Annotated in this window: 22 protein-coding genes; 7 read left to right on the top strand and 15 right to left on the bottom strand. The window is 40.0% G+C overall.

Annotated elements, in window-relative coordinates; genetic code table 11:
- Positions 1 to 88: 88 nt before the first annotated feature.
- Entirely contained in the window at positions 89 to 820 is a 732-nt protein-coding gene (locus tag AB1Z56_RS26530) for a DUF2071 domain-containing protein (protein WP_426790575.1), read from the top strand.
- Between the two features lie 336 nt (positions 821 to 1,156).
- On the opposite strand, the gene AB1Z56_RS26525 is transcribed toward AB1Z56_RS26530, so the two are convergent.
- Positions 1,157 to 2,314, bottom strand: a complete 1,158-nt coding sequence (locus AB1Z56_RS26525) for an FAD-dependent oxidoreductase (protein ID WP_426790574.1) — start codon at positions 2,312 to 2,314, stop codon at positions 1,157 to 1,159.
- Positions 2,315 to 2,346: 32 nt separating this feature from the next.
- Positions 2,347 to 3,105: a helix-turn-helix domain-containing protein gene (locus tag AB1Z56_RS26520; RefSeq protein WP_426790573.1), complete on the bottom strand. Its 759-nt coding sequence runs from the start codon at positions 3,103 to 3,105 to the stop codon at positions 2,347 to 2,349.
- Between the two features lie 484 nt (positions 3,106 to 3,589).
- Here AB1Z56_RS26520 and AB1Z56_RS26515 point away from each other — a divergent pair, with 484 nt between their 5' ends.
- From AB1Z56_RS26515 to nudK, 3 genes are all read left to right on the top strand, one after another.
- Entirely contained in the window at positions 3,590 to 4,816 is a 1,227-nt protein-coding gene (locus tag AB1Z56_RS26515) for a hypothetical protein (protein WP_309366688.1), read from the top strand.
- Between the two features lie 31 nt (positions 4,817 to 4,847).
- Positions 4,848 to 5,687 carry a helix-turn-helix domain-containing protein gene (locus tag AB1Z56_RS26510; protein ID WP_426790572.1) on the top strand — a complete coding sequence of 280 codons (840 nt, stop codon included), beginning with the start codon at positions 4,848 to 4,850 and terminating at the stop codon, positions 5,685 to 5,687.
- Between the two features lie 450 nt (positions 5,688 to 6,137).
- The gene (gene nudK, locus AB1Z56_RS26505; RefSeq protein ID WP_426790571.1) at positions 6,138 to 6,719 is read left to right on the top strand and encodes a GDP-mannose pyrophosphatase NudK; all 582 of its coding nucleotides are present in this window, start codon (positions 6,138 to 6,140) and stop codon (positions 6,717 to 6,719) included.
- Between the two features lie 21 nt (positions 6,720 to 6,740).
- Here nudK and AB1Z56_RS26500 read toward each other — a convergent pair whose 3' ends face one another.
- The 7 genes from AB1Z56_RS26500 to AB1Z56_RS26470 all read right to left on the bottom strand — a co-directional run bounded on the left by AB1Z56_RS26500 (position 6,741) and on the right by AB1Z56_RS26470 (position 10,358).
- A complete protein-coding gene (locus AB1Z56_RS26500) occupies positions 6,741 to 7,169 on the bottom strand; it encodes a hypothetical protein (protein WP_426790570.1) in 429 nt (142 codons plus the stop codon).
- Between the two features lie 132 nt (positions 7,170 to 7,301).
- Positions 7,302 to 7,562, bottom strand: a complete 261-nt coding sequence (locus tag AB1Z56_RS26495; RefSeq protein WP_309366679.1) for an Ada metal-binding domain-containing protein — start codon at positions 7,560 to 7,562, stop codon at positions 7,302 to 7,304.
- A gap of 8 nt (positions 7,563 to 7,570) precedes the next feature.
- Complete coding sequence (locus AB1Z56_RS26490; RefSeq protein ID WP_426790569.1) at positions 7,571 to 8,284, bottom strand: 2OG-Fe(II) oxygenase; 714 nt, start codon at positions 8,282 to 8,284, stop codon at positions 7,571 to 7,573.
- Positions 8,285 to 8,432: 148 nt separating this feature from the next.
- Positions 8,433 to 8,864: a MarR family winged helix-turn-helix transcriptional regulator gene (locus AB1Z56_RS26485; protein ID WP_309366675.1), complete on the bottom strand. Its 432-nt coding sequence runs from the start codon at positions 8,862 to 8,864 to the stop codon at positions 8,433 to 8,435.
- Between the two features lie 47 nt (positions 8,865 to 8,911).
- Entirely contained in the window at positions 8,912 to 9,547 is a 636-nt protein-coding gene (locus AB1Z56_RS26480; protein ID WP_309366673.1) for a nitroreductase family protein, read from the bottom strand.
- A gap of 13 nt (positions 9,548 to 9,560) precedes the next feature.
- Positions 9,561 to 9,929 (bottom strand): DUF1304 domain-containing protein, encoded by a 369-nt coding sequence (locus AB1Z56_RS26475; protein ID WP_426790568.1) that lies wholly within the window; start codon positions 9,927 to 9,929, stop codon positions 9,561 to 9,563.
- A gap of 3 nt (positions 9,930 to 9,932) precedes the next feature.
- Positions 9,933 to 10,358: an organic hydroperoxide resistance protein gene (locus tag AB1Z56_RS26470; protein ID WP_309366668.1), complete on the bottom strand. Its 426-nt coding sequence runs from the start codon at positions 10,356 to 10,358 to the stop codon at positions 9,933 to 9,935.
- A 141-nt stretch (positions 10,359 to 10,499) separates the two neighbouring features.
- Here AB1Z56_RS26470 and AB1Z56_RS26465 point away from each other — a divergent pair, with 141 nt between their 5' ends.
- From AB1Z56_RS26465 to AB1Z56_RS26455, 3 genes are all read left to right on the top strand, one after another.
- Positions 10,500 to 11,414, top strand: a complete 915-nt coding sequence (locus AB1Z56_RS26465) for a helix-turn-helix domain-containing protein (protein WP_426790567.1) — start codon at positions 10,500 to 10,502, stop codon at positions 11,412 to 11,414.
- Positions 11,415 to 11,506: 92 nt separating this feature from the next.
- Positions 11,507 to 12,268, top strand: a complete 762-nt coding sequence (locus AB1Z56_RS26460) for an SDR family NAD(P)-dependent oxidoreductase (RefSeq protein ID WP_426790566.1) — start codon at positions 11,507 to 11,509, stop codon at positions 12,266 to 12,268.
- 195 nt (positions 12,269 to 12,463) lie between these two features.
- Complete coding sequence (locus AB1Z56_RS26455) at positions 12,464 to 13,192, top strand: metallophosphoesterase family protein (protein ID WP_309366661.1); 729 nt, start codon at positions 12,464 to 12,466, stop codon at positions 13,190 to 13,192.
- Positions 13,193 to 13,335: 143 nt separating this feature from the next.
- On the opposite strand, the gene AB1Z56_RS26450 is transcribed toward AB1Z56_RS26455, so the two are convergent.
- From AB1Z56_RS26450 to AB1Z56_RS26425, 6 genes are all read right to left on the bottom strand, one after another.
- Positions 13,336 to 15,513, bottom strand: coding sequence for an IPT/TIG domain-containing protein (locus tag AB1Z56_RS26450; RefSeq protein WP_426790565.1), 2,178 nt, complete (start codon positions 15,511 to 15,513; stop codon positions 13,336 to 13,338).
- A 118-nt stretch (positions 15,514 to 15,631) separates the two neighbouring features.
- The gene (locus AB1Z56_RS26445) at positions 15,632 to 18,940 is read right to left on the bottom strand and encodes a TonB-dependent receptor (protein ID WP_426790564.1); all 3,309 of its coding nucleotides are present in this window, start codon (positions 18,938 to 18,940) and stop codon (positions 15,632 to 15,634) included.
- A 30-nt stretch (positions 18,941 to 18,970) separates the two neighbouring features.
- Positions 18,971 to 19,969 carry a fasciclin domain-containing protein gene (locus AB1Z56_RS26440; RefSeq protein ID WP_426790563.1) on the bottom strand — a complete coding sequence of 333 codons (999 nt, stop codon included), beginning with the start codon at positions 19,967 to 19,969 and terminating at the stop codon, positions 18,971 to 18,973.
- Positions 19,970 to 19,972: 3 nt separating this feature from the next.
- Positions 19,973 to 21,301 carry a hypothetical protein gene (locus AB1Z56_RS26435; protein ID WP_426790562.1) on the bottom strand — a complete coding sequence of 443 codons (1,329 nt, stop codon included), beginning with the start codon at positions 21,299 to 21,301 and terminating at the stop codon, positions 19,973 to 19,975.
- Positions 21,302 to 21,311: 10 nt separating this feature from the next.
- Positions 21,312 to 22,415 (bottom strand): fasciclin domain-containing protein, encoded by a 1,104-nt coding sequence (locus AB1Z56_RS26430; RefSeq protein ID WP_426790561.1) that lies wholly within the window; start codon positions 22,413 to 22,415, stop codon positions 21,312 to 21,314.
- A 29-nt stretch (positions 22,416 to 22,444) separates the two neighbouring features.
- The gene (locus tag AB1Z56_RS26425; protein WP_309366649.1) at positions 22,445 to 23,653 is read right to left on the bottom strand and encodes a hypothetical protein; all 1,209 of its coding nucleotides are present in this window, start codon (positions 23,651 to 23,653) and stop codon (positions 22,445 to 22,447) included.
- Positions 23,654 to 23,658 lie beyond the last annotated feature (5 nt).

Genomic DNA, 23,658 nt, shown 5'->3' with positions numbered 1-23,658 from the left:
GAGAAATATGTTTACCTTATGTATTGAAAGCTTTTTGAATAGTTCACTCTTACGGAAAACAAAATTTGCGCTTAACAAGCCCTTTTCAATGATAAAACTGAAAAGTGAAATTAGTCATGCTGTTTACTTAAACTGGTTAATTCCCGTTAGTAAAATTCAGCAATTCGTTCCACCTGAAATTGAGCTTGATATTATTGATGGCTGTGCTTTATTTTCTGTCCTGACTTATCGTCACGGTCATTTCGGCCCCGCAAGGTTATACCATTTCAAGTCCTTCTATCGGTCTCCTTTACAGTGCAACTGGCGGCTCTATATTACGCAGGCCGAAAGGCAATTTAACGAACCAACAGTTCTATTTTTGTCAAATACGATGAGCAGCCAAGTTTATGGCATAGGCAGCCGCATATTCAGCGGTATGATGTATACACATCATCCTCTAATTTTCGAGCATGAATACATCGGCCGTCAAACTCAAACAAAAATTATCCCCGGAAGCAGTAATTCCCCTGATTTGGAGGTAGTCTGCCATCCCTGTGAACACTGGGATATTCCAGATAAATTCCGAAATATATCGAGTAGTGTCAGTCAACTATTGAATAAAATAATCATTCAGGATCATGCTTTGACGTCACTGGGAAATGGATATTTTCGGATGGCAGATATTGCACTGGAATTTAACACCAAAGAAATAAGACCTTTGAAAATAAAATCTTTTAAAAGTAAAATCCTGTACGATATTGTACAGGATGAGGTTTGTTTTGCATTTGAAATACCTTCTGTTACATTCTTTATGCATCATGAAAAAACAATAAAACTATGAATTACCTCGATTTCTTTGTCGCAGTATTGTTAGCGAACGCAATCCCACACTTTATCTTTGGTCTAGCAAAAGTTCGCTTTTTAGGTCTTTTTGGCTACACAGCTACTGGAAATATTTGCTATGCGCTATTTCAGTTTGCCATTGCAATTTGCTTGTTTATTTACCAATATGGGATAGCGAAACTGTTTGCCAACGGATTTGTACTCGGGACAATGTTAGTTCTTCTGCTCTATTTTATATTTGGCAGATTATTACTTGTTAGATTTCAGAAAAAGTAATTATAACCTCAGCAAAACTGTATCTTTATCATATTTAACGCAACATCTTTATAAACAGCTAACTTTCTGCCGGTTGGCTAAAGAAATTCAACATCTCTGATAAAGCTGTTGTCGAATGCATCCGATCACTGTTTTCCAATGTATCTTTTGTTGCTTCAGCACCACGTTTTATCATATCTTTTTCAAAATAAGATATGGCCTCCAGTAACGTTTTATGTTTTCCATTTGTTAGGCATTCAGCTAGCTCAAATGCATCTTGCATCGCTACATTGGCACCCTCACCGGCAAATGGCGGCATACGATGGGCCGCATCTCCTATCATTGTAAGACTAGCTTGTGTTTCCCAGTTTTGGTCGAGCGGAAAATAATACTGTGGCCGGGGTATAAATTGAACACTATCATTGGTAAAAAATTCCTCCCAACCCAAGCCCCAACCTGAAAAGTACTTCCTGAACCAATTTAAGACCTGTTTTCTATCCTGAAAATCACGAATAGATTCGCTAAGTTGATTTTCTAGCATTTTTGTACTTGCAACAAACATGATCGAACCATCCTCCTTGGTACCGTATCCGATAAACTGTTCTTCGCCAAAAGCCATAATCTTCCCTCCCTTCGTCAATTCGAAAAGATTCGGCACATTTTTTTGAGCCTCATAGATATTCCCTTCAATCAATGTTATTCCAGAATATACAGGTTTTATATCGCTTAGATAAGGACGGACCCGTGAATTAGCACCATCCGCCGCAATAACAAGATCTGCATAAGCATCCGGTGTATGCTTAAAATGCAACAGCCAGCCCTCTCCAGATTTTTCCATCGCAACAAATTGACTATCCCAAACGACAGTCTCCTCTTTCAGGGAATTTAACAGGATAGCGCGCAACGGAGCCCGATCTATTTCCGGTCGATTTTCGGTAACTGATGCATGTTCATCGTGATCATCAAATTTTACGACAAGTTGCTTGTCAACGATACGCAGCTTACTGGCATTGGGGCGATAATATTGATAGAATTCTTCTAAAAGTCCAGCGCGTTTCATTGCCTCAAGTCCAGTTCCTTCATGGAGATCCAAAGTTGAGCCCTGAACACGAACGTTTTGATTTAGATCCCGCTCGTAAATAGAAACATCGGCACCATGTATCTGCAGCAAACGAGCCAAAGTCAATCCTCCAATGCCACCTCCAACTATAGCTATTTTCTTATTTTGTATTAACATCTTTTTTTTGTCTTAAAACTTATAAAACAAAATTATGATGATGTTAAGGAGGATAATAGTATAAATCGGTCGTTTTTATTTTTTAACAGTTCTTTGGGAACTACCCCCGAAAATTTTTTGACCTCTTTAATAAAATGAGTCTGATCAAAAAAATGTTCCTCGGGGAAAAGCTTCCCTTGAGCAATATGATCCAATGAGGATCTAAAACGTAGAATGCTACAATATGACTTTAAGGAAAGTCCAAAGCGTTGATTAAAATAACGATTGATCTGTCTGCTGCTCCAAAAAACCCTTTCGGAAAGTTCTGCGATGGAAACCGTTCCATTACTCTCGTAGATAAGCTCAAATAATCTTCGCTTACGTTCATCAACCGCAACTGGAAGAAGTGATTTGATTTTTCTTTCAGATTTAACTACAAACTGATCAAAGTCCACTAAATCCTGCTCGCAGAAACCCCAAAAATCCTTTGATAGAAATTTCCCTGTATTGATAATATCGGCGATTTCATCCTTTAAAAGGTACTCTACAGCAAGTAATTTAAGACTAATACAAAATATCTGGCCATCAATAGGAATAGAAGCTTCTTCATGAGGCAATGTCCCTAGGCCAAGTAGAATAACCCGGAAATCATCAACCGACGACTTAAAAAGAAACAAATCGACACGCCCGTCTGGTAAACCAACAGTTTCTTTTATCTTCCCTGATTCGTTGTGTAGATACCAAAAGCTGTCCACAAAATCTGTGAGTGCTTTATCAGGTTTAACCAATGCATAATGTAGACCATCTTCCATTCCCAACAACTGTTAACATGCTTATTTTATTGAACATTCACATGAATTCAATAACTTAAAATTAACGATTAAATCTTAAGATTATCTTTGGCACGCAAATTCATTCGAACCTCTTTCCAAATACTTTAACAGGACCAGCTTATTTCACCAATAAAACACACAAAATAAGACCGCACACAAAGCTTTCATGAAACAATAATTTTGCAAAGCAGAAGCTCATCTAGATAGCTTATGAGTTCCCATTTATAGTCCATCGGCAAACTGTCCGACAGGCAGTTTAACAACAAATAAATAGCCCGAAAATACAAGTCATAAAGACACTTATACTCCGCAAAAACAAAGATTTATAGCAATTAACATATTTTTTCAAATCGATTTTGAGAAATAAAAAAAATAGATCATTTTTGCTGTCATTAGCTAAGATTAACAGAAAAAGTAAGACCATAACGAATTACCATTCGCATTTTATTTTTATTGATTCCATATGTCATTTCAAAGAATTACCTATTTCTTTTTGGGAATATTATTGTTTGTCGGTTGTAAAAGAGACATACATCCGGGCGTTGTACCTCCAGATCCAGAAGTCATCGAAAAGGATAAATTACCTATTCCAGCAGGTTTTACCAATGACCTTGGTTCTATAAAAATCAATACGATTGCCAATGCAAATCAGCCAGGTGAAGAACTGCCTGCTTTGATACGAGACATTTCGGGCAATAGTGCAAGTTATTGCCATCCTGATGTAGAATATTTTCCTGCCGGTTTCAATGGATACAAATATTGGATGGTATTTACCCCTTATTTTGGAATAATAGGCTCCGACAGAACAGCTTCCCTGTATGAAAACCCAACTGTAGTGGTGTCTAACGATGGAAAAGAATGGATTACTCCGGCGGGACTAATAAACCCTATTCAACGACGTCCAGCATTGGAGGATTCGTTCATCCAAAAAGATGGTAACCCCAATCAGGGTTACTGGTCTGATGTTGACTGGAATTTCAATGGCCAAGAATTCGAATTATACTACAGAGGTTGTTTTTTCTCAAGCAAAATTTTGAAAAAATGGGGCGCCAAAAGCGAGAACAACAGTAGAAAATTAAACGAAGAAGCTGAACGGGTCGTTGTAAGACAAACATCGAAAAATGGGATTAACTGGACACCTCTCGAACTTGTATATAATAGTAATGAGCCAGCTTCATTCCAGGACAATCATATCCTCTCTCCTACCTTTGTTAGAAATTCTACACATGTAACGAGCTATGAAGTGGATTTTAGCCCAACATACAAGGCTCCCATAATGACTAATATTTTATCCCGTAGCTCTACAAATGGACTAGATTTCACACCTTATCGAAATAGTAAAAAAGTTGAATTTATCAATAAACCCTGGCTTGAATTTAACAAGGGATATTCAACCTGGCACTTGCAGGGATCTTACATTGACGGCTATTATTTCTTATGTCTGGCTATTGGGAATGTAGATCGATTTACCTCAGACATGAATTATTTGGCCTATTCAAAAGACGGCTTACATTTTCGCGTCTTTGAAAAACCTTTAGCTTCATCCAATGTATACCGTTCTTCTGTATTTCCGAAGACCTCTACTTCAAAAAACATTGAATTTGGAGCAGTAATTGGATATAAATCAGGCGCTTTTGGCTTTAGGGAGTTCACCATCAGCAAACAGGTGCTGGAAGATGGTTTAAAATAAAACACCTATATTTAGTTTTAAAAGCATTTGAATGGGATTATTTCCGACCATAGATATTCAAGAATTCAGAAAAGACCAGCTAGCGGGTAATCAAGGATACCTATATGCTGAATTGCGTGGCGAACATCATATAGAGCGTCCTCATCAGCACCACTTTTTTCTACTGGTACTTTTTGAAAATGCAGAGGGTATCCATACAATTGATTTCCAAGACTACACTATTGATCGTCACCAAATTCATATCCTATTTCCAAAACAAGTCCATAGCTGGAAATTAGGTGCGAATACAACTGGATTCCAATTGATGGTCGACAAAGAGCAATTTGAGAAGTTTTCCCCCAATTTTCGTTATTCATTTGCCTATTATCAACGTAATCCAGTTATCTCACTCTCCAATGAAACATTTGCACTGTTTTATTATGAATTTAACGCAATTAGACAAGAACTTGAAGACCATAGTTGCGCAGCCGACATCATCTATTCACGAACTGCCGTCATTGCTTCTTTAGTAAGCAAAGAGGTTAAAAAAATGTATCAGGATAAACAGAACAATGAATCCAATCCGCGCCTTTTAAAATTTCAGGAGCTTATCGACATTCATTTTTTAGCAGAGAAGTCTGTATCATTTTATGCAAAAAAACTTAATATATCTCCACCGCATCTCGCTAAGATCTGCCGTCAAAAACTCAGCGTATCTCCAAGCCAACTCATCCAGCAACGTACAATTCTAGAAGCAAAAAGGTTATTAAAATCAACCGATCTGTCTATTAAAGAAATTGCCTTCAAACTTGGTTTTATTGATTCTCCCTATTTCTCGAATTTCTTCAAACAATACGTTGGTATGAGTCCAAAGCAGTTTCGAACTTATTAGTTTTCAGGTGGAATCACCCTTAATGATCTTGCCTATTTCTGTACAATGCACTACTTTTACGTTTTTAATCGCCAAAATATATAGCGCTATTAATATGATTTCCGACCTAATTGACATCGTAGTTGAAGGCATTTTTTTCATTCTTGGACGAGGTTCCGGTAAAGAACGTCCGGAGAAAGAAAAAATAATTTCAAACTGGTGTTTCTATTTGGCCCTCATTATCGCTTTTATCATCACTTTGACTTATTTTGATCGAATGCCGATGAATTACTTTATCTGGATAGCCCTACTCTGCTTGCCCACGGGGTTTATTCTATTTTTCATTCCTCTTCGTCTTCACTGGATAGCGCCATGGAAAATAGCAACGTATATAAAGGCTTCTTTCACTTTTTCATGTATAGTCTGGATCGCAATACTTATTTTTATCTTTTGACCTTAAATATCCACAAAATGGCAATAAAAAATATTGAAATTGTAAAAACAGAAATTCTATCAGATAATTGGTACACATTAAAAAAATTAACTTATCAATATACCAAACCAGACGGAACAATACAGCAACAAAGCCGGGAAGCCTATGACCGCGGTAATGGAGCCGCCATCCTGCTCTATAACACAACATCCCAGACAGTAATATTAACTAGGCAATTTCGGATCCCCACTTACATAAACGGTAATGAATCCGGCATGCTAATAGAAGCTTGTGCCGGTTTGTTAGATCAGGATTCACCACAGGACTGTATCCGTAGAGAGACAGAAGAAGAAACGGGTTACCAAATCAAGGAAGCAAAAAAAATATTTGAAGCCTACATGTCTCCAGGGTCGGTGACTGAAATCCTACATTTTTTTATCGCAGAATATACCAACAATATGAAAGTGAGCGATGGCGGAGGATTAGAAGAAGAGGAAGAGCATATTGAAATTCTTGAAATCAATATCCAGGACGCTTTACAGATGATTGATACAGGTGAAATAAAAGATGGAAAGACTATTATGCTATTACAATATATTAGATTGAAAAATATCATGTAAATCGGAGCAATAGACTTGTCTTTAACGATCAATCTCCACAAAAATAAACTTCGGATCCCGGAAATTGATGGTAGACGGTATAAAATGGGGAATCCCCATATACACTTGCTCCGTACCTGTACCCAAAATATATTGAGTCCCTTTTTTTAATAAAACTAAGGGTCTCCTTTTTTTCTGCCCCCAGCCGAATGGCGTATAATAATAATCCCCAATTAGCGTATCTTTTTGGATATTGCCCCGAATATCGCCAGAATCAACCTCACCTCCAGGTCTATAGAACCACAATTTTCCGTGAAAACGGCTCTCGAAAAGATTAAGGTCCAACCGGGCACTATCACGCTTACTCTGAGCAACATAAGTCAAATCCTCTGTATCTTGCCTCCGCTCTTCACAGCTGCTCAATAGCAGAACAGACAAAATAAAATAAACAACAGTCGAAAGTAAACGCATTTTTCTTTTAATCCGAAAATTAACCTTGACCAAGATAAAAACAAAAATCAACAAAGTACAACGAAATTGCGATAAGCCCCTTTTATTGAATTCGATTTACTTAGATTCTCTATAAAATCAAATGAAGATGATTTACAAGATATCTGATCCTCTATTTGCTACTTTCCATTTCACATAATCGGCTTTCAAGCAATGCCCACAAGGACGGTAGTGATGTTTTAACGCATCTTGTTCCGAAGTAAAAAAGACTCTGTTGTTCCGCTTCATCCGCTTGCCTGATGTGCAATGAAGCAATCCATAAATTCTCAACTTTTCATTTCCGCCAAAGCAAATTTCTCCATTGCGAATCTTAGCATGCAATAAAGCATCTGTTATATTTTTGTGCCATTCCATTGTTTTATCTATTTCTCAGCGTCATGAAAAATTATACCCAAAGCATGTCGCTCCCCTAATGTGACCTCACTCACTCCATGCTTCATATTAACCCTGAAATATCCCATACGCCCCTTCTCCGGTCTAAAATTTGTCGCAAAAAGAACGAGCTCTCCCTTTTTAGGTTTTAGAACAATTGCTTTTGATTGTGCTCTTGGAATTTGTTGCGTTAATACAAACTCTCCGCCGGTGAAATCGAATTCGGGTTCATCCAACATCAGAACAACCTGCATCGGAAAATATACTTCTCCATATAAGTCCTGATGCAACGTATTGAAGCCCCCTTCTGTATATTTCAAAATCAATACCGTCGCCTGCTCTTGACCGTGGCGCCGACAATGTGCCAAAAAATCTTCATGTTTTGGAGAAAACGATAGTTCTATTGCCAATGCCCGAAACCAGGCATTCGCAATAATTGCCAAATAAGGATAAAATTCCGATCGAATGGTTTGGATCAAGTCGGGCAAAGGATAATCAAAATACTTGTACTCTCCTAATCCAAATCGATGTCTCGCCATAATCACAGTTTTGCGATAGCCCCCTGAATCGCCATACCCTTTTTTTAATAAGTCACATTGCGAATCTGTGAGTAACTTTGGAATGATCACATAACCCTGGGTATGCATTGCTTCTGTAATCGCCGACCAATCCAGATTCTTTATTTTTTGAATGATATTTTCCATTCAGCGAATCTCCGCATTACAGTGTTGCAAAAAAATCCGAAACATGCTAATGTGAAATGAGCATCTAGAGGCGAACTATCAAAAAAAAAGATCGAACACAATTCAACTGCATTCGATCCTTTCTTTTATTTTCACATACTACAAACAGCTAACTTTCTCCAGCATTTTTGACTACCTTCTCTGCCAAAGCCTTAAGCTGAACCATATCAGCATAATCCAGCTTTAATGCATCAAAAATCTGCATCGGGATACAGCTCGCCTTTTCTTTCAATGCTACTCCCTGTTCAGTTAACTTTATTTTTACAACTCTTTCATCTTCTTTACTCCGTGTCCTCGTAAGCAAAGATTTGCTCTCCAAGCGCTTCAACAGCGGTGTAAGTGTTCCATTATCCAAATATAGTTTCCCACCAAGTTGATTTACCGTTTGCTCATCGTTTTCCCATAAAGCCATCATCGTGATATACTGCGGATAGGTTAAATCAATCTCTTCAAGAATAGCACGATAGCGTTGCATAATTTCCCGGTGCAATACATACACAGAAAAACAGAGCTGTTTGTCTAATTTTAATAAATCATCCATCTCGCAAATATATTGAGTTTATTAGGGATTGAAAAGCTGTATACTGTTTATTTATACGCTACAACAAATTCTTCCTTGGGAACTCGAACTTTCTTCATTGTGGAAATCCAGTCACGGGAAGCATCTGCCACACCGACATACATCAACGAAACACTTTTCAATCCATGTTTTTCCAATTGTAATACCTCATCTACCACACGGTTATCGAAGCCCTCAGCAGGAGTAGAATCGACGCGAAGCTCTGCGGCCTGAGCCAAGGCCAGACCTAAAGCAATATAAGTTTGTCTCGCGGTATGTGCAAAGTTTCGTTCAGCAGCCTCGTTCAGATAAATCGATTTCAACTTCTCAGTATAGGATCCAAAACGTCCCCGAGGTAAATCGCGTTCATCTGTGGTGAAATCATAAACTTTATCAATACGTTCCTCTGTATAACGATCCCATGCAGCAAAAATCAACACATGCGAACATTCCCGCATACATTCAGGATTTAGCGCTCCTTTTGCCAATTCTTCTTTTAATTTTTGGTTTTCTACAACCAATATTTTAAATGGTTGCAAGCCTGAAGAAGTGGGTGCAAAGCGCGCTGCCTCAACGATTTTATCTATATTTTCCTGACTAACTTTTTTTGTTGGATCATATGCTTTCACAGCATGACGCCATTTTAAATCTTCTATTAATGACATATTGATAATAAATTTATTTTAAGAAAATAACAGATAATAATGCCAGCAATGCTGGAACCCCTTGTACAAAAAATATTTTTTTACTTGCAGTAATTCCGCCAAAAATACCGGCAACAAGCACGCAGCCTAGAAAGAACAAACGAACGCTATCACTCCAGACTGGATCGTTAATAAAAAAAGACCAAGCTAAACCTGCGGCCAAAAAGCCATTATAAAGCCCTTGATTTGCGGCAAGCCCCTTTGTTGGTTTAAATAGCTCAGCGGAAAGGGCTTTTCCAAAACTACGTTTTCCAGCAGTTTCCCAAGCAAACATTTCCATCCATACGATGTATAGATGTTCTAAAAGTACAAGTGCCGTAAGCACGTTGGCAACATAATTCATATATTATTCGTTTGTTGATACAGTCAGTTTGACTTCCATATTCCCTCTTGTGGCATTTGAGTAAGGACAAACTTGATGTGCTTTCTCGATCAATTGCTGCGCTAATTCCAAGCTTACCCCAGGGATATTTGCATGCAATTCTGCAGCAAGCCCAAATCCGCCATTCTCTAGCTGACCTATGCTCACTCTTGCCGTCACTGAAGTCTCTCCAGTTTTCACCTTCTCCGTTCTAATGACTAAATTCAGTGCGCTATCAAAACAAGCTGCATATCCCGCAGCAAAAAGCATCTCTGGATTAGCATAATCGTCATTTGCCCCACCAAGACCTTTCGGCATGCGGACCGCCAGATCCAATACACCATTTTCACTTTTTACTTGACCATTTCGTCCTCCTTTAGCCGTAGCGCCGATATTATATAACGTTTTCATATTTAATTTGTTTTTGATTGTACAAATGTATAGCTACAAATTATATTGTGCAAAATATAATTTGACAATTTACATTAAAATGAAAATTTCCAGGATGCAAAATATTTTCCATAAGTTTGATTATCGCAAATCGTTATTTATATGAATACAACTTCCATCGAACAGTTCTATCAGGAGATCAATGCAAGTATTCCAAAGCAAATAGCTAAAGAAATTGGTCATTTTAATGTTTTCAGTTATGAGGAACTAGCAAAAAAATTGAAAGATAAACCGGTCATGCCCTATAACAAGCGTACTTATTACAAAATCAGCCTAATCACAGGAAAAAATACAGCCGAGTATGCTGACAAAGTAATCGAAATAGATGAATCCGCACTTGTATTTGCTACCCCAAAAGTCCCTTATCACTGGATACCGAAGGATGAGCATCAAAAAGGTTATTTTTGTGTTTTCACCGATGAATTCCTTACTCGAAATAAAAGTGGAGTTGTAATAGACGATCTCCCCATCTTTCAACCTGGAGGACTTCCGATTTTTCAACTATCTATAGAACAACGAATAGAAATTGAGGATATCTTCTTAAAAATGAATAAAGAACTATCTTCTGAGTATGTGTTTAAATACGATCTTTTGCGCAATTATGTATTGGAAATCATCCACTATGGACAAAAATTACAACCGAAAAGTATCACAAACCCAGCACACAATGCTTCCAATAGAATTACGTCGCTATTTGTAGAATTACTAGAAAGACAATTTCCAATTGAATCCCCAATACAGCGGGTACAACTGCGTACAGCAAATGATTTTGCTGACCAGCTTGCCATCCATGTCAATCACTTGAATAAAACCCTGAAAGAAAATACAGGTAAAACGACAAGTCACATTATCGCTGCAAGGGTAACACAGGAAGCTAAGATTTTATTACGGCAAACCGACTGGAATATATCCGAAATCGCCTATTCACTTGGTTTTGAAGAAATAGCACATTTCTCCAATTTTTTCAAAAAACAGACCAGTCTCTCACCAAACAATTTTCGTTCCCAAACGTTATAATTTGAATTTCGCAATTATCCATTTGCTTTTCGCAAGGAAAGATTTATTTTTTCAATGGATCTTTGTCATGTTAAATTTAAAACAAATCAAAAATGGCTACAAATAAAATAGCGTTGGTGACTGGAGGAAGTCGCGGGTTAGGTAGAAACATGGCAATTAGCCTCGCAAAAAAAGGGATTGACGTCATACTCACCTACAACAGTAATCAAAAAGAAGCAGATCAGGTTGTTGCTCATATAAAGTCTTTAGGACAACATGCTGCAGCCTTTCAATTGGATGCAGGTAATGTATCGTCCTTTGATAGTTTCCTAGAACGAATTATCCATCATTTGAAAGAACAGACAGGGCAGTCTAATTTGGATTTCCTAATCAATAATGCTGGAACAGCATTATATGCTCCTTTTCTGGAAACGACCGAAGAACAATTTGATACAGCTTATAACATTCACTATAAAGGAGTATTTTTTCTCACACAAAAAACACTTCCTCACTTAAATAATGGAGGACGCATTATTAATATTTCCTCAGGCCTGGCTCGCTTTGCATTTCCGGGGTCATCTGCCTACGGCTCTATGAAAGGAGCAATTGAGGTCTTAACAAGATATCTAGCCAAAGAACTGGGCCCACGTGGCATTGGGGCAAATGTAGTTGCTCCAGGCGCGATAGAGACAGACTTTGGAGGTGGTCATGTGCGGGATAACAAAGAAACGAATGCGCATATCGCCGGTGTAACAGCTTTAGGACGTGCTGGGGTACCTGACGATATCGGCGGTGTTGTAGCTTTCCTATGTACAGAAGAAGCCAGATGGATCAATGGGCAACGCATCGAAGTATCCGGAGGAATGAACCTTTAAATAACAGATGAATTGAATGGGCTCGTGTATAAGGTCGAAGCAAGAAAACATGAGCCCATATAAAATATGATGTCGATAGTTCCCTCCGAGTTTTGTTGATTATAACATTGAATATAATAGCAGTCTCATTTTCTCATTAAAACAACAAACAACGTGATTAATTCGCATAGTGAATTGTTAAGTTTGTAGGGTAAAATGAAGATACAACTCGCCATAATAAGTGATATTCATGCCAACATAATTGCATTGGATGCGGTTTTGGCAGATATCAGTAAAAGAGACATAACACAGATCTACTGTTTAGGTGATCTCGTTGATTTCGCCCCTTGGGGCAATGAGGTGATAGCCCGCATACAGGAAAAAAACATACTATGCCTCTTGGGAAACCACGACCAAAGAATTGCTTTTGATGAAGCGATTATACCTTTGCCACACCATGATGCGAAAGAGACCTTAAATCGTGAAATAGCGATCAACCTCAGTAAAAAGGAAATCTCAGCTCCTCATAAAAAATGGTTGGCCACTTTACCCTATAATATTGAACTGACGTTTAAAATAGGAAAGAGCTTAAGAAAAATACTGCTCGTACACGCCAGTCTCCAAAGTAACGATGAATATATTCATCAATCATCCCCTAAGGCTGATTTATCCGCTCAATTAAAGAAAAGAACAATAGACATTCTCGTGATGGGACATACCCATCATTCCTATGTCCAGCAATCGGAAGATATTTTGTTTGTCAATTGTGGATCTGTCGGGCGCAGCAAGGAAAAAGATAGAAAAGCGACCTATTCCATCATAACACTTTCCAAAGAGGGGATGGAAGCTCAAATCGTTAAGGTAGATTACTCAATAACAGAGGTCGCCAAGGCTATCTACAGCAGTGATATTCCCGATTTCTATGGCGATTTTCTAATCAAATAGATAAAAACACCGCGTAAGTCGATCGATGATCCGGATCTTTCAGAATAACTTCAGCTTCCTATTCTTAAGATAGGAAGTTATAACAAAAAATATCCCCGAAACAAAAACGTAACGGGGATATAAAGTTAAAAACACAATAAATCTTATTTAAAGAAAATCTTACGCACAGCTAGATTTCCGTGCTCTGCTACATAAACATTTCCTTCCTTATCAATGCACATGTTCGTCACGGTATTAAAGCTAGCCTGTTGAAAACTACCATCAGTAGAACCAAAGGCCCCTGAAGCATTTGTTAAGGTTGTCACTATTCCATTTTCAAGTTTACGCAAGGTACGGCCTCCATCCATAAAATAAAGAACCCCCTCCTTATTCATTGCCATACCTGTTATTCCTCTTAAAGAAGCCTTTAAAGCCGGGCCATCCTCAATGCCGCCTATACCATTTCCAAAATAAGTACTTTTCACATTATTTATCATTGAAAAAGCCTTCATATAATCTGTACCTCCAGGGGCATAATAGATTTCGTTGGGGTTAATGGGGACAATGTAATCACCAGACTCATACATAGCCTGTCCCAGCTTGGTTAAACCACCAGTTGCTTTATTCAATAAATAGACACCATTATATAATTGCCCCACATAGATATTTCCTTGTTTATCCGAAGCCATCGCTATTGGATTAAAGGAAATCCGTCCTACGGTACTCACAATTCCCTGCGGTGTCACTTTACGTATGCGTGCGTTAAAACGATCTGCAACATATAAGTTATCGTTTTCATCCATCGTCAATCCTCCTATAGAATTGAACCTTGCCGATATACCTTCACCGTCTGCCGTACCCGCTTCTGAAGCACCTGCAAAAGTAGTCACCACGCCGCTTGGCGTAATCTTATGGATACGATTCAACGATCCGACGTAAACATTCCCTTTGGAATCTACTGTAATACCGCTACCCTGTAAATTGGCAAATACACCTGTTCCCGCTCCACCAGCCAAGGTAATAACACCTGCCCGTTTAAACGTTTCAGGTGATATCGCATCCTGATCACCGACAACAACACGAACTAAGCCGGTACTTAGAGTTGCTGGAGCATCCAATACCAGCTTGTTTTCAGTCGCCATTTTAACAGCCGTCAGCACACCATTAAAAAACACTTTATTTTCACTCACATTGGTACTAAATCCTGTTCCATTAATAGTCACTGTAGTTCCCGCGAGACCATTATCAGGTGTCAATGAGACGATCCCCAGATTTTGATCTTTAAACTTCGGTCCATTAGTTACTTGGTCGTTTACAACCACACGCACTTCACCTGAGCCAGTCCCGCCCGGAACCTTCAATTTCAACTGACTTTCGCTAGCAGATTCTAGGGGAATTAAAACATTGTTGATGTAGACTTTATTTTCATCTAATTCGTTACTAAACAAAGAACCAGAAATTGTCATTATAGAACCTTTGGGTCCGCTCAACGGAGTGACCCCAATAATTACGGGTTTACCGACAACGGTAAATGTGGGGCCCGTCGTTTTTTGATTATTGATTTTTAACGCCAATGGTCCTGTCTTTACTTCGTTCGGTGCCTGTACTACTAAACGCTGAGCACTTGCTTCGATGACAACCCCAACTTGACCATTAAACTCCACAATATTATTTTGTCCAAGTTCTTCAAACCCTTCTCCGGTAATGACTACCCGGGTACCCGATCCACCCGATAGTGGTTTAATGGCACGGATAGCTTGATAAGTAAATTGTTGCCCTTTTGCCTCTTTACCTTCCACTTTTACCATGACAGCTCCTGACCCCGCTTCTTCGGGGACCTCTGCGACAATAAGTGTATCACTCGCACTGACAACCAAGGCTTTTTTAGCATTGATATATACCTGAGCAGGATTTTCGGTGCTTCCAAACCCTGCTCCAGAAATACGAATTTGAGATCCTGCTGGTCCATTTGCTGGAAATACCTTGGCTACGCTGAGATCCTGATATGTATAAGTACCTATTTCAACTATTTTACCATCAGCCTTGAGCTCCAGTTTTCCACTCACTCCCCCTTCTGGAATACGGATCACCAGCTTTTTTAGTGTCGCACTGATCACCTCTGCAGCAGTTCCCCCAACTGTAACCTGATAAGCGGAAACCGAAGTATCAAACCCCTCTCCTTCTATTGTAACCAAGGTACCTGCATTACCCGAGTTGGGATAGTAACTTTCCACCTTAAAGATGGCATGGCCACCTAGGTCCTCGTTTTTCTTACATGCTGAAATCCCCAGAGCTAGTAGCAGAAAAACGATATGTATACTGAATATTGTTTTAATTTTCATTGGAATATGATTATTTATCTGTGTGTGCTTTCAAAGAATTAAAAAGTCCGGAGGTTCATTTGTTATCATGACCAAAATCCTCCGGCCGGTACTGCTTGTCTTATCTAGCTTATCCTTACTAAAAAGTATACCGCAGCCCTAACTGAACCTGTGCCCTTGAATTGAAATAGTCAATGCTATAAAGCTTTCCAGGATTTCTAAATTCAAATACTGGCCAGTTTTTAGCATTTTGTTGTGGCGGGAACAATGATGGAGTCAATCCTACCGAACTTGTCGAATTAAACGTATTTGGTGAGAAATACTGTACTCCCCATTCACGATAAATCAAGTTGGTTAAATTGACAACATCTGCGGAGATCGTTATAAACTGCTTTTTGGAATTTCTCACAAAGACGTCATGTGCAATACGCAGATCTGCCTGCACATTCCAGGGAGTGCGGCCCATATTACGTTCCGTAAACTGGCCACGTCTCGAGCGTAGGTATTCGTTTCCGTCAATGAAGCGATTAAATGCCTCGGCCTGTTGCGCCGCAGTCTGTCCCTCCGTAATATCTTTGAAATAACGAATTGCCTCAGCCGATTCCGGAATATAAACCAGTGACACTTGTTGTGGCAATCCTTGAATGCTATTATTGACAATGCCATAGCTGAATGGTGAACCTGACTGCGCAGAAAAGAACAAAGTCAAATTGGTACGACCCGCCCGATTCCAGTCACATTCATAGCTTATACTGGCTATAATACGATGACGGATATCAAAATTACTATAAGCAAGTTTTGGATTATTCGGAATCAATGACTGGTTCAACTGCCAATTGCTCTCCATTGAATTACGTACACCATTTGACAAGTCTTTTGATTGACCATAGGTATAACTTGCCGTCGCGTTAATCTGTTTATATTTTTTTGCTATGGTCCCTGTAATGCTATACCTGTATCCTTGACTCGTATTCGATAATAGATAAATATTAGAAAAACGACTGTCTACCGTACCACTGTATACGGGTTGTTTCTTATCCCTGTCATAACCATACCAGTGTGGGTTATCTTTTGTATTTAGCTGTTGAAATAATACATCACTGACGTTTTTGGTGTACATCCCTTCGACGGTAAATTTCCAATCATTTTCCAGTTCGTAATCCAGTGCTAAACTGCCACGAAGTACCTGTGGTAGGGTAAAACCATTATCTACAAGATCTACTTGCGTACGTCCACTATTGGGATCATTGATAACAGCGCCATTTTGCGCAATAAAATCACCTAAGCCATTTTCACTTGGACGAATCGCATCACTTCCGGGAGTAAACGGTTTTTGATCAGCACGCTGATCGAAAGCACCATAGCTATTACCTGTATTATAGTAGGCGTATGCCAGCCATGCAAACGGTATGCGCCCCGTAAACAGACCGGCACCACCCCGTAACACCAATTTTCGGTCTTCAGTTATTTCCCAGCGAAAGCCTACACGTGGAGAAAGCTGTACGCGGTTCAAAAAATCATTTTTAATACGTGATAAAGGTGTATAGCTATATGTTGTTCCAAAATTAGGATCTGCCTGTATTTCTCTCACCTTATTACTCAAAGTAGGCATATCAGGAAGCTGAGCAAAATCTGCGCGAAGTCCCGGTGTAATTCTTACGCGATCATGAATACGAATTTCATCCTGCACATATAAACTGTACATATTGACAGAAAAGTCTGCTGCAGGATGATCAAGAAGATAATCCCTTGTATTGTTCATATAACTATAACTTCCTCGCACACGATAAGGATTATTGTTCAAAAAGTCATCGATACTGTTGTAATCTACACGACCGTTCCATCCGTTTACAAAACCATAGCGAATACCATAGAACTCATTATGCGTACCAAAGAGTAGTTTATGCCGACCTAAATTCCAGTTCAAATTTGCTGTGAGTTCCCAGGTACGTTGCCGCATATTAAAAATACTTGCCTCACGATCCGTTCCTAAGTATATAGTCGTACCCGGAGTTCTTCCTTGAATCTGCACCTGCGGCAATGTCGGATCTGAAAGTGGATCCCGTCGATCGTTTACGATAGTATATCCCAATACGGCATTGGCAGAAAGATTGTTGGAAAAACGGCTTTTCAATTCGGCAACGGTGGAACTCTGATTATTTGTTTGCTTAAAAGCCATACTGGAAAAACGAAAATCCTGCTGATCACGATCCATGTGTGTCGCACTGCTCCGAATGGTATTATTACGAATCGCGAGCTGATGCTTATCGTTAATATTCCAGTCCAAACGATTAAAAAACTTCAATGATTTAGACCAATTTGTATAGACCCCAGCTGTACCGGCATCGAAAATATCGCCATAACGACTGCGCACAGCTGAAGATATAGCGTCCGCATCGGAAACGTCCAATATATGAGCCGTTTCTGATGTACCGATATAAAGTTGTGTCGGATCTTGCCGCCGGGTCACCTCCTCATTTGAAAAGAAAAACAATTTGTCTTTTATAATTGGGAACCCCACACGGAAACCTGTTTGATAATCGTAAAAATCAGCATTCATTTTACCCAATGTACCCACACGGTCTTTTCCAGTAATGGCCGCAAAACGTCCAACCCCATATACAGACCCTTCCACCTTATTTGTTCCGGAACGGGTAACAGCGTTCACCGATCCACCGGTGAAATTTCCTATTTTAACATCATAAGGTGCCAGGTACACTTGCATATCCTGTATTGCATCAATAGAAATGGGATTCGTACGCGTTGAGCTTCCGGCCATTCCAGAAGTTCCCGTCTGCCCGCCTAGGGAAGGTGAAAAACCGATTGCATCATTGTTAACCGCACCATCAACTGTTACGTTGTTGTATCGAAAGTTGGTACCACCGAAGCTATTATCTCGACTCCCTTGTGGCGTTAGCCGTGTTACATCTGTAATTGAGCGAGAAATAGTAGGCATATTGCGAACCTGATCAGCACTGATGGTTTTGCCTGCGCCATAAGTATCCGCTCGTTGTTTTACCGCACGCGCCGATACGACAACCTCTGCTAGTGCTTGGTTACCATCGGTCAATACCAAATCCAATTGTTGCGCCCCACCAAGACGAACCTGAATACCATCCCGGGTATCTGTCTGCATTCCAATCATGCTTGCCGTGAGCTTGTAAGGTCCACCGATACGTAAATTATCCAGTGTATAACGCCCATCTTTGTCCGTTGAAAGACTATAACGTGTCCCTGACGGCGTATGAACTGCTGTAATAGATACGCCGGCCAGGCCTTGACCGTTGCCATTACGAACCTGTCCGGTCAATGCCCCGGAAGTTTCTTGAGCAAGAGCTTCTCTGCCTAACAAAAGTAAAGCACAAAAGATCATTATTTTTATATGGGTAAGCCAAATAGGACATTTCCACTGTCCGCGATCAACTCCCACCAATAGATGCTTAATCATCAGTTTTCTTTTTAAACTATTTTGAATTGGTTATTGTGTAATGCGTAGGCCTCCGTTGATTACATGAAGAATGCCATTTCCTGTCAACATATCCTGTTTGACCAAAGTCACATCACTTGTATTTCCAGTACCACGAAGCGCAATGCCAGTAAAAGATCCCGGAGCACTGCTATTGGGCAGCAATCTGATTGTTATGCTATTCCCGTCCATCATTCCCTGTTGTGCTATGTTTGAAGCACCTGTGCTTAAGATATAATCGTAAATAAATCGTCTATCTTCTACAATATGGTAAGTCAGCATTGCTTTTAACACCATCGGATCTGTTCCCTGGATTTGTTGAACACTCGTATAACCAAGAGCTGACATTGCTGCATTCGTCGGTGCAAAAACAGTGTATGGACCTCCCTTACGCATGGTTTCCAATAGACCAGACACTTTTAATGCTTGAGCAAATAACGTAATATCGCTATCGGCTGAAATAGCTTCGCTGATTACATCATGTACGTAAGGTATCAACATGCGGTCAAGTACCTGTACCAATCCATTCGATGCTGGTAAGTTAACTGACAACACACGTGCCCCGTTGAGGGTCAATACTGTATCTACGCCTTTTATCCAATGCGTAGCATACATCTTTCCGCCGCGAGAAACCAACTCCTGATTAAACAGATAAGGTAATTTATTGAGTTCGTATTTGCCATCTAGCGTATGATAGTTTGCGATGGACGATATGATCGCATGACCTGTCCCCAATACAACGGCAGGTCCATTATAACCAGCTTTTGCAAACGCCGCATCGGAGGGCGCCAGCATGGTAAATGGCCCTTTTTCGTCTTGCAACACTCGATCCAATCCACTTTTACGCAATACAGCATTAAAACTCGAAAGATTAAAATTGTCTGCGATAACCAAATTGATCTTATTGTTATCGAAAGTAGTTGTCGTCTCATCTTTTTTACAGGACACCATGATAAATGCAGTAAGCAATACGTAAACTACTTGTAAATAGTATTTTGTTAATCGTTTCATCTTCTATTTCAAATTAAATCCCTTGGGTAAGAATAGATTATCTACCACATGAATAGGCCCATTGAGACTAATGATATCTCCGCCGGTTATATTAACCGGGGGCTGTTCAGCCTCCTTGATCTTCATTTGCAGCTGTCCGTTATTTTGAGAAAAAAGAAAGGGCATTCGATAGGCATAATCCAATGAAGCAGTCCCCCCCAGGTTGACATAGTAATTGTTTATTTCGGCCGAACGGAGGTCATTGCTAAAGAACACTGTCGAATTAGGTGCACCAAGCCCATAACTTGGATCCCTGGGGGCAAACATACGTCCCCAATCACGATGGTAATTAAAAATTGTATCCATCGGATAACTCCCAGCTGGCCCAAATGTATCCATATCGAAACGCACATCTCCTCGGCGTTCATTAAAAGCCAAAACAGCTGCTACAGAAGTAAAGCCAGCATGTTTAAATGCATCGTTTGTGGGTGCGAATAAGGTAGAAATATTGATATTTAGCCGCGCATACTCCGGATTAGGCATGGGAACGATCGTCCACAGGGTTCTGTACCGTTCACGCAAATAACCATAGCTAGCCCAAAAATCTTCCGGTGTAAGCTCAATACCGAACAGGTCGCGATAAGCAACAATCGTAGGTTCAGCATATTGATCATCCAATTTTTTCATCACTTCGACAAACCAGCTGAATCGATCATCATCCTCAAGCACTTCGATGGCTGTTTTCGTCGGCTTTTCAATGGTAGCCGTCATGAAATAAATCCCGCCATCTACGGCTATTTTATAATTCAAATTACCTTTGGATTTTCCATTTACCAACAATTCATTCCCGCTTACAGCGAGATAGTGCTTAAATTGGTACAGGTCAAAAAAACTTGAATTTGGATTTTCGTAATGATTGACAAAGAGTCCAGGTTTGTCCAACATACTTTTAACCGGTAGGCTTTCGGGTTTCAACTGATCTGCACGTAATTGTCCTAACATGGTGTAAAACAAAATCAGGCTATCAATATCTGCTCCTTTCATCTGTTCGAGAACCGATGCTGTCAGTCCACTTGCGGTCATCGCCGCATCGTTTGGGACGAGCAGTGTATAACGAGTATTGGCACCTATTTCAGCCAAACGTTCTTTCATGGTACTCTTTTCCCATGCACGCTTAAATAAACTGGCATCTGTTGATTTTTCCAGCAATTGGACTACAGTTTCAGTAGCCTCCGGCTCATAAGCGACCTGCTCGCCCTCAGCTGCCGGCATAAATTCTGTTTTTTTACAAGCAAAAAACATCAAAAGCACTGTAAAAAAACCTATTAGACTCAAAAAATATCTCTTTTTCATTTTTTTGTATTTATAGCGATGCATCTTTTTGGGCTAAATCAACTGTTATAAAACCTTGTTCCAGGTTATGAATTACACCGTTACTGCACAAATAATCCATTTTGGCCTCCACATCATACTCCGCCTTAGCCTCAATTCGCCCAGCACTTATCGATGGAACACTATATAGCGTAAGGGTATAGGTAATCTTATTAAAAAACACCGTGGAACCGAATTGGATACCACGCACTCCGTCTCCTGCCAGACGCATATAGCCACCATCTGTCGCAATCGTAGCAAATGCATCTGAATCCGAAACAAAGAAATGCTTGCCCTTGATGACATAACATCCAAACAGCATCTCTCCATTATAGCCCTCAGTTTTCAATTCACCCAAACTTTCTTCGGTAATACCTATCTTCGCCAAGGCATCATTGGTCGGTGCAAACACCGTGTAGGGGCCATGCTCAGCCAATTGGTCCCACAAGCCAAATTTCTTAAGACCAGCAATGAAAACACTGTATTCGCTACGAGCGATCAACCAAGCCTGCAGCGATACCTCAAATTGTGGTTTCATCAGTTTTCTTATGCTATACAGTACCCCATTGGAGAGTGTCACGTCTTTACGTGTTGCCTGTGCCCCCGAGAAAAAAAGCTTGTTGGCCACATTATTACCGTCGGGGCTATAATTTGCGTATGTAGCATACAGTTCCGATCCTTCCATTGTTTTGTATCGGATATCCGCAGAATTAATAGGGATATCCTGATCGCGTAAACGCCTCGGCAGAATATGGTAGCTCATCACACGCTTTAAACTATCCTGATCCATGCTGTCAAAATCGGAAGCACGAAAAACACCGACCTCATTAAAAGCCTCATCAGTGGGTACCAATAGTGTATACGGCCCCGATCCATTTAATTCTTCATAAAGACCTACTTTTTTGAGTGCAGCACTAAACAAAGTCATTTCAAAGTTATTGTTAACAAAATCCGCCGCGGGGCGAAGATTTTCATTCGGTTTCTCCACCGTCAGATCAGGCTTATCGCAGGAGAGCATTGATAAGCAAAATGCAATTGCAAGTAAGTGTACTATCTTGCTTGAAAATTTGGCCAAATAAAATATACTAGTTATCATATCTATCATTTATATAAAAGAACCCGCTACTAATAAATCGGCGCCGGATATTTACGCTGTATGGTGGTCAAGTATACCCTACCGTTAACAACCTCAATCGTATTTACCGTAGCGAAGGTTTGCGGATTGTTTATCCCCGAGTGTACGTTGACCAACAAATTCGGTAAGATAGTTCCATTATCCCTACTCTGTAATTCAATCTTTCCATTTCGCAGGCAATTGACCACAGCCCAGTTTCCGCCGGTCTCTGACTCGGAAGGAAATATCGGATTAGCGGTAATATCGATTCCCGGAGCAAGAAATTCAAACCGTTGCCAAATAGGTGTATAAATCCGATTACCAAGCGTACTGGCCCAGAGTGGGAAACTCACATATGGGCTTACGGCAGTCGAATTCGTCTCCCGTTTTAGATTGGTTAAATATTTCCCCTTAAAGCCTGGAATCGTGGCTCCGTTATGATTTAAATTGGCTTCAGTTTCATATAAGGAAAAATAGACGTTCATGTCATCCTGGATACCACCTTTAAAACTGCGCAAGCGATAGTCATTGTCTTTCAGGCTTGCGTCCGCATCCACAAAGCCCTTCGCGCTCATGTTATAGAAGTTCACATAAACCAAGGAGTCCGAAAGCGGCAACTTATGAAAATTTTCCTGACGAACGACAAGACCGTGTGCCTTCGTGTTAAAATCGGTCTGCAGTAAATGCATGGTATAGACCTCTTTGCTACCCAAATTCAAAACAGTATCGATCAATATATCCTGTCTGAGGTGCCGCTCAAGCTTTAGAAAAGGGATTTCATTTTTGGGACGGTAAGCGAACATGACGCGCACGTCACCCGATGGCACCTGAGCCCAGCTACTTAAATCAAAGCCATTCAGTACTGGTGCCACCAGCACATTTTGTTTTCCCGGAAATTCGGGATTATCCACCGTTGTGCTATTTCCGATATGCGAAGGATAGGGTGGCGCATAGGCATCCCGCTTATTTAGGAAATCGCCGACGATCTCCCCGCCTGTAATTGTACCATCGGCGTCTACCGTCGGATTGATCAATAGACAGAAATAAGGTAGTTTTTCATCCTTATTGCCCATCGTCTGTAAATAATTTAAGTTGTTAAATACACGCAGGTAAGCCGGATCCTTAATTTCTGTATAATCGACTTTCGTACAAGATGAGCAGCACAGTATAAAAAGTAAAAAGAAAAGAACAGCTTTAGATTGTATCAATTCACGCATCATGGCTT

It is taken from the genome of Sphingobacterium sp. WOUb80 (assembly GCF_050058145.1).
Classification (GTDB): Bacteria; Bacteroidota; Bacteroidia; order Sphingobacteriales; family Sphingobacteriaceae; genus Sphingobacterium.
Note: the sequence above shows the minus strand (reverse complement) of the source record. Positions and strands in the feature narration are given on the sequence as shown.

Bases quoted from the DNA above. Each gene is read 5' to 3' on its own strand.
- AB1Z56_RS26500 (WP_426790570.1), bottom strand. From the start codon at position 7,169: ATGCGTTTACTTTCGACTGTTGTTTATTTTATTTTGTCTGTTCTGCTA.
- AB1Z56_RS26440 (WP_426790563.1), bottom strand. From the start codon at position 19,969: ATGAAACGATTAACAAAATACTATTTACAAGTAGTTTACGTATTGCTT.
- AB1Z56_RS26475 (WP_426790568.1), bottom strand. From the start codon at position 9,929: ATGAATTATGTTGCCAACGTGCTTACGGCACTTGTACTTTTAGAACAT.
- AB1Z56_RS26510 (WP_426790572.1), top strand. From the start codon at position 4,848: ATGGGATTATTTCCGACCATAGATATTCAAGAATTCAGAAAAGACCAG.
- AB1Z56_RS26425 (WP_309366649.1), bottom strand. From the start codon at position 23,653: ATGATGCGTGAATTGATACAATCTAAAGCTGTTCTTTTCTTTTTACTT.
- AB1Z56_RS26520 (WP_426790573.1), bottom strand. From the start codon at position 3,105: ATGGAAGATGGTCTACATTATGCATTGGTTAAACCTGATAAAGCACTC.
- AB1Z56_RS26485 (WP_309366675.1), bottom strand. From the start codon at position 8,864: ATGGATGATTTATTAAAATTAGACAAACAGCTCTGTTTTTCTGTGTAT.
- AB1Z56_RS26525 (WP_426790574.1), bottom strand. From the start codon at position 2,314: ATGTTAATACAAAATAAGAAAATAGCTATAGTTGGAGGTGGCATTGGA.
- AB1Z56_RS26470 (WP_309366668.1), bottom strand. From the start codon at position 10,358: ATGAAAACGTTATATAATATCGGCGCTACGGCTAAAGGAGGACGAAAT.
- AB1Z56_RS26530 (WP_426790575.1), top strand. From the start codon at position 89: ATGATAAAACTGAAAAGTGAAATTAGTCATGCTGTTTACTTAAACTGG.
- AB1Z56_RS26455 (WP_309366661.1), top strand. From the start codon at position 12,464: ATGAAGATACAACTCGCCATAATAAGTGATATTCATGCCAACATAATT.
- AB1Z56_RS26465 (WP_426790567.1), top strand. From the start codon at position 10,500: ATGAATACAACTTCCATCGAACAGTTCTATCAGGAGATCAATGCAAGT.
- AB1Z56_RS26495 (WP_309366679.1), bottom strand. From the start codon at position 7,562: ATGGAATGGCACAAAAATATAACAGATGCTTTATTGCATGCTAAGATT.
- AB1Z56_RS26450 (WP_426790565.1), bottom strand. From the start codon at position 15,513: ATGAAAATTAAAACAATATTCAGTATACATATCGTTTTTCTGCTACTA.
- AB1Z56_RS26445 (WP_426790564.1), bottom strand. From the start codon at position 18,940: ATGATTAAGCATCTATTGGTGGGAGTTGATCGCGGACAGTGGAAATGT.
- AB1Z56_RS26490 (WP_426790569.1), bottom strand. From the start codon at position 8,284: ATGGAAAATATCATTCAAAAAATAAAGAATCTGGATTGGTCGGCGATT.
- AB1Z56_RS26435 (WP_426790562.1), bottom strand. From the start codon at position 21,301: ATGAAAAAGAGATATTTTTTGAGTCTAATAGGTTTTTTTACAGTGCTT.
- AB1Z56_RS26480 (WP_309366673.1), bottom strand. From the start codon at position 9,547: ATGTCATTAATAGAAGATTTAAAATGGCGTCATGCTGTGAAAGCATAT.
- nudK (WP_426790571.1), top strand. From the start codon at position 6,138: ATGGCAATAAAAAATATTGAAATTGTAAAAACAGAAATTCTATCAGAT.
- AB1Z56_RS26430 (WP_426790561.1), bottom strand. From the start codon at position 22,415: ATGATAACTAGTATATTTTATTTGGCCAAATTTTCAAGCAAGATAGTA.
- AB1Z56_RS26460 (WP_426790566.1), top strand. From the start codon at position 11,507: ATGGCTACAAATAAAATAGCGTTGGTGACTGGAGGAAGTCGCGGGTTA.
- AB1Z56_RS26515 (WP_309366688.1), top strand. From the start codon at position 3,590: ATGTCATTTCAAAGAATTACCTATTTCTTTTTGGGAATATTATTGTTT.